This is a genomic window from Desulfofundulus salinus (genome assembly GCF_003627965.1).
GTDB classification, from domain to species: domain Bacteria; phylum Bacillota; class Desulfotomaculia; order Desulfotomaculales; family Desulfovirgulaceae; genus Desulfofundulus; species Desulfofundulus salinus.
On record NZ_RBWE01000001.1, the window covers coordinates 2,515,614 to 2,517,319 of the forward strand.

At 60.8% G+C, this 1,706-nt stretch carries 2 protein-coding genes; both read right to left on the bottom strand.

Annotation, left to right across the window (positions count from 1 at the left end):
- On the bottom strand, window positions 1–917 hold a 917-nt coding region (locus D7024_RS12745; RefSeq protein ID WP_133306401.1), incomplete at its 3' end, for an electron transfer flavoprotein subunit alpha/FixB family protein.
- A 15-nt stretch (window positions 918–932) separates the two neighbouring features.
- Complete coding sequence (locus D7024_RS12750; protein WP_121452582.1) at window positions 933–1,703, bottom strand: electron transfer flavoprotein subunit beta/FixA family protein; 771 nt, start codon at window positions 1,701–1,703, stop codon at window positions 933–935.
- Window positions 1,704–1,706: the final 3 nt, after the last annotated feature.

Genomic DNA, 1,706 nt, shown 5'->3' on the forward strand with positions numbered 1-1,706 from the left:
ATCCCGTAATCGGCCACCTTGAAGATATTGGCTTCCGGGTCCTTGTTTATAGCCACAATCACCTTGGATGAGCCCATCCCCGCCAGGTGCTGGATGGCTCCCGAGATGCCGCAGGCAATGTACAGCTGCGGGGATACGGTCTTACCAGTCTGACCCACCTGCATGCTGTGAGGGGCATAACCCGCATCCACCGCCGCCCGGGAGGCTCCCACCGCCGCCCCAAGCACGTCCGCCAGCTCTTCCAGTATCTTGAAGTTCTCCGCCGATTTCATCCCCCGGCCCCCGGAGACAATAATGTCCGCTTCGGTGAGTTCGGGACGGGTAGATACCTGGCGTACTACTTCTTTAATGATCTGGCGGATATCCCCCGGCTCCACGTCTACCTGTACCACTTCCGCCGCGCGTCCCGCCTGGGGTTGGGGCACCGGCAGTACGTTGGGCCTGATGGTGGCCATCACCGGCCGGGCTTCCGGAGAGATCGCCTGGACAAAGGCCTTGCCCGCGTAAATGGGCCGCGTCAGAGTTATCTGGCCGTCCTGCAGTTCCACCTTCGTGCAGTCGGTGCACAGCCCCGTCTGCAGCCGCTGGGCTACCTGGGCGGCCAGGTCCCGCCCCTGCACGGTGCAGCCCAGGAAGATGGCTGTGGGCTGGTGTTCCAGGGCCAGCCGGGCCAGGGCCCTGGCGTATCCGTCGGTGGTGTATTCGGCCAGGGCGTCATGTTCCACCACGTAAACCTTGTCGGCACCGTATTCCCCCAGGGCGGACGCGAGTTCGCCCACACCTTTGCCGATGATTACAGCCGCAACTTCTTCAGCCAGCTGGTCAGCCAGCTGGCGGGCGGCACCCAGCATTTCATAGGTGACTTTTTTAACCTTGCCGTTTTTGTGTTCGGCGTAGACCCAGATTCCTTTCCCCATTTCCTTCTACCCTCCTTAGATGACCTTTGCTTCTTCCCGCAGAAGCCGCACCAGGGCGGCGGCAGCTTCTGCCGGTTCTCCGGGTACGATCTTTCCTTGTGCCCTGGGGGAGGGCAGGAAGTATTTGAGGGCGCGCACTTTGGGCGCTACTTCTTCCGCGGTAAGCCCCAGGTCGCTCAGAGCGAGTTTTTCCATGGGTTTCTTTTTGGCCTGCATGATGCCCTTCATGGTGGGATAGCGGGGTTCGTTTAACCCTTTCTGGGCGGTGATCACCGCGGGCAGGGGCACTTCCACCACTTCGCTGCCCCCTTCAATTTCCCGGGTGGCCAGGGCCTTGCCGCCATCTATTTCCAGCTTGATGACCATGTTGACCACCGGCAGTCCCAGGATTTCCGCCACCCGCCCGGCTACCTGGGCGGAGCCGTCGTCGATGGCCCGCCAGCCGCCCAAAATGAGGTCGTATTCCATGCGGGATACGGCTCTGGCCAGGATGGTGGCCGTGGTGTATTCGTCTATTTCTTCCAGTTCGGGGGTGATGAGCACGGCCCGGTCGGCGCCCATGGCCAGGGCCTGGCGCAGGACGTCCTGGGCCTTTGGACCGCCCATACTGACCACGGTTACTTCCCCTTTGGTTTTTTCCTTGATGCGCAGGGCTTCTTCCACGGCAAATTCATCGTAGGGGTTCATGATCAGGCTGACGCCTTCCGGGTTGATTTTGCCCTGCGCGTCGAGGGTGATTTTGGCTTCCGTGTCAAAGGTTTGTTTGGTGAATACTACTACCTTCATCTT

Excerpts from the sequence above, each read along its gene's own strand:
- D7024_RS12750 (WP_121452582.1), bottom strand. The coding sequence starts at position 1,703 with ATGAAGGTAGTAGTATTCACCAAACAAACCTTTGACACGGAAGCCAAA.